Here is a 3,754-nt window from a genome sequence, read left to right on the forward strand (position 1 = left end):
AGCCGCCGCAATTCCAGCTGCCGGTAGGCGTCGAATTCCTCACCGTCGGCCGCGACCTTGTCTCTTTGCGCTGCCAATTTCAGCAGGTCCTGGTTGACCGGAGCCTTCTTGCCGCTTGGCTTGAACAGGTCCCGGGCTTCTTTGTCGAAGTCCGCCCTGATGGCCAGCAGCTGGCTGCTCTGGGCAGCCCCGAGATAGTAGATGTTCTCCAGAATCTCGGTTTCCGACAGGGAACTTACCTGTCTGAGCAGGTCTTCGTTAAAAATAAAGCTCTCGGCATAAAAGCCCCCGTCAATGTTTTGAATCTGGTCATAAAAGACGCTGGCCGGAACTTCCCGGCCATCCAGGCTGACTTTGAGGCTGCCAGTCTTGCTCTTGTCGCCCTTGCTCCAGCTTCTTTCCAGTTCATACTCGCCCTCAGGCGCCTCAAAGACCAGCTTGCCCCCCATGGGGTAGCTCTTGGTCAAGGGCTCATAGTCTTCAAAGAAGGCCGAGGCCGTGTTTTTCAAATTGAAGCCGAAGAGCACCTGCTTGATGAAGGCCACGGTCGTGCTCTTGCCAGCCTCGTTGCCGCCGAAGAAGGCGGCCAGGTTGCCGGCCGGCAGGTCAAAAGTCTTCTGGCTGAAATGCCCAAAGTTATAAATTTGAATCTGCTTGAGTCTCATTCTTCCCCCTCGCTCATTCCCTGCAGGCGGCTGGCCAGCTTCACGGCCACCAGGTCACGGACCTGGTCGCGGAAGCTTTCGTCTTCCAGCAGCTGGCGGGCATAAGGGTCCTTCTTGATCCAAGAGGCAGCCAGGCGCTGCAGATTCTCATCGCTTAAGACCTCTTTTTCGGCCTCTTCCAAAGCGGCGCGGTCGCTGTTGTTCAAGCTGACCAGGCCGCGGACTGCCAGGCGGACGTCCACCAGCTGCGAAGGCGCCAGGGCCGCGGCGAGCGCGGACCAGGCGGTCTGGTCCTGCCACAGGTCCAGCTCTTCGCTAGTGAGGTATTCTGAACCCAGAATCTTCAAGCTGAAGTAGGTCTTGCCTGCCCCGGCAGCCCGCAAGCTCTCCACAGCCCGCTCCTGCAGGTCGCTCTTGCTCAAAGGCTGCTCCAGGCTCAATGTCTGCTGCTTCCAGGTGATCGGCGCCGTCGGCACGAAGCGCAGGCTCGTCTTGCCCGTTCTCTCGTCCACCTCGCCCAAACAGCAGCCTTTTTCGCCCAGCTCACCGACATCCCGGCCTTGAATGTTGCCCGGGTAAACGATCAGCGGCTGCTCGCTCAGCAATTGGCGGGCGTGAATGTGGCCCAAGGCAAAGTAGTCATAGCCCAGCTCCTTGAGCTCACTCAGCTCAAAAGGCGCGTAAACATTGCCGCTGGCTGCTTTTTGCGCCGCGTGCATCAAGCCGATCGTGTAGCCGTCTTTTTCCGGGAAATCTGGCAGGAGGTCCCTTTCAATATGGTTGTGGCTGTAGGAAAAGCCCGTCACGTTGTAGGCAAAGCCGGTCTTGGTCTTGAAAAAGACCCGCTCAACCTGCTCCTGGTCTCCCAGCAGGCAGAAGTAGGGACTTTTTTCAACCAGCAGATCCTGGCTGGTCATATAGTCGTGGTTGCCAAAAATCATGACCACTTGAATTGCCGCGTCAGTCAGCCGCTTGACCTGGCCGGCCAAAAAGAGCTGGCTGGCCGGAGAAGGCTTGTTGGAGTCAAAGCTGTCCCCGGCAATCAAGACCAGGTCCACCTGTTCTTTCAAAGCCAGGTCCACGATCCTGGTCAGGGATTCGGCCGCCGCTTGCTGGATGGCGGCATATTCCCTATTTGGCAAAAAAGATAGTCCACGAAATGGGCTATCTAAGTGCGCGTCAGCTAAATGAATGAATTTCATGATCTTAGGCTTTTCTCAAATCCTCGTATGCTTCAGACAAAGGCTGGCCGATATTCTTTTGTACGTCGTTGAGCAAAGTGTAAACTGCCTGCTCAGCCAGCAGCATGTTCTGCAGGGTCTTGTTCTGGCCGACCCGGCTGTTCAGGCTGGCAAAATGGTCCTGCTGCTCTTGAGTCAGCTCCTTGCCGGTTGACTGAGCTTCCATGATTTCCATCTGGGCAGCATCGAGCTCCTTGAACAGGGCCAGGCTGTCTGGATCTGCCTTAACGGCTTCCATGGCTTCCTTTAATGCCGTGAACTGCTGGGTTTCCCGCAAGTCGTTGGCTAATTGGTTGGCAGTGTCGTAAATGTTGACCATCTTTTTTCTCCTCTTTTATTCCACAAAAAATTTTTCTTGCTTATTTTCCAGTAATTTTATTGTACCATGACTTAATCGTCGATTCGGCATTCTTTACGCCATCGCTGATGGATTCTTTCAGCTTTTCACTCCAGTTGTTGCTGCTGGAGGAGCTGGAGCTGGAAGTGCCATTGCTCTGGGCCAGTGAGTCGGCCGACTGGACCGTAAAGCTGGTCTGCTTGGTGTAAGGCAGTATCCGCGTCATCTCGTCTTTATACAAGGAGGTGATCCCGGTTTCGGATATCCCCTGCATGTAGTGGGTCTTGTCAGTCGTGTCAAAGCCGACCCAGGTGGCCACGACAACGTCCGGCGTGTAGCCGACGATCCATTGGTCCTTGGTCCCGTAGGCAAATGAAACTTCCGTTGACCCGGTCTTGCCGGCAACTGAGTAGCCGGACGGCTTGGCGTTGACGGCCGTGCCTGAAGTGAAGACGCTGAGCAGCATCTGGGTCATTTCCTTGGCGGTCGATGACGAAATTATCCGGCTGTTGCCGGTGTTGGTGTTTTCAGCAATCACGTTGCCGCTGGCATCAGTGATCTTGGTAATCAAATATGAGCTGTCCGGCAGCTTGCCGCTGTTGGCAAAGGCCGAGTAGGCCCGGGCCATCTGCAGCGGGCTGACCCCGGTGGAAACCCCGCCCAGAGCCAGGGCCAGGTTCTGGTCGCTCTTGGAAACGGTGATCCCGAACTTCTTCAGGTAGCTGACGCCGGTAGAAACGCCGATCTTGTTCAAAAGCCAGACGGCCGGCACGTTTTTGCTTTCAGCCAGGGCCTGGTACATCGGAATCGTGGTCGAGTACTCGTTGTCGACGTTGACCGGCTCGTAGTTGTTTTTGCCGAAGCTCTGTTTCTTGTTGGACAGGTTCGAGTCATAGTGGTAGCCGTTTTCCAGCGCTGCGGCGTAGACGACCAGCGGCTTGATCGCGCTGCCGGGCTGGCGCTGCATCTGCGTGGCCCGGTTGTAACCCCGGAAGACGTGCTTGCCGCGCCCGCCGACCAGGGCCTTGACCGCCCCGGTCTTCGGATCCATGGCCACGCTGGCCCCTTGGGCCCGGGCCGTGCCGGCCGGGTTGGTCGGGAAGTTGTACTTGTTCTTGAAGCTGGCCTGCATGGACTTCTGGTAGTTCTGGTCCAGAGTCGTGTAGATCTTCAGTCCCTTGCTCATGATCTCGCTTTCGCTTAAGCCATACTTGCTGATGGCTTCGGAGATGACGGCGTCAAAGTAGTAGGGATACTTGTAGCCGCTGGTGGCCTTGTAGGTGTCGACCAGGTTCATCCCCTGCTTTTTGGCCTTGTTGGCCGTCTTCTGGCTGATGGCCTTGTTTTCAACCATCAGCTGCAGAACCAGATTTCTTCTGGACAGGGAGTGGGACATGGAGTCGATCGGGTTGTAGTAGGACGGATTCCGCAGAATTGCCGCCAGAGTCGCCCCTTCCGCCACCGTCAGCTGACTGGCGTTTTTGCCGAAGTATTTGCGGCTGGCATCTTGG

4 protein-coding genes are annotated in these 3,754 nt (G+C 56.3%); all 4 read right to left on the reverse strand.

Going from position 1 to position 3,754, the window contains the following annotated elements; genetic code table 11:
* The coding region (locus lacNas_RS02470) for an AAA family ATPase (protein ID WP_201346553.1) at window positions 1–665 on the reverse strand (665 nt) is incomplete at its 3' end.
* On the reverse strand, window positions 662–1,867 hold the full coding sequence (locus lacNas_RS02475; protein ID WP_201330272.1) for a metallophosphoesterase family protein: 1,206 nt from the start codon (window positions 1,865–1,867) through the stop codon (window positions 662–664). The genes lacNas_RS02470 and lacNas_RS02475, both read right to left, overlap by 4 nt.
* 4 nt (window positions 1,868–1,871) lie before the next feature.
* Window positions 1,872–2,225 carry a YlbF/YmcA family competence regulator gene (locus lacNas_RS02480; protein ID WP_201330273.1) on the reverse strand — a complete coding sequence of 118 codons (354 nt, stop codon included), beginning with the start codon at window positions 2,223–2,225 and terminating at the stop codon, window positions 1,872–1,874.
* Window positions 2,226–2,265: 40 nt separating this feature from the next.
* The coding region (locus lacNas_RS02485; RefSeq protein ID WP_201346554.1) for a transglycosylase domain-containing protein at window positions 2,266–3,754 on the reverse strand (1,489 nt) is incomplete at its 5' end.

This window comes from Lactobacillus nasalidis, assembly GCF_016587775.1.
Lineage (GTDB): Bacteria > Bacillota > Bacilli > Lactobacillales > Lactobacillaceae > Lactobacillus > Lactobacillus nasalidis.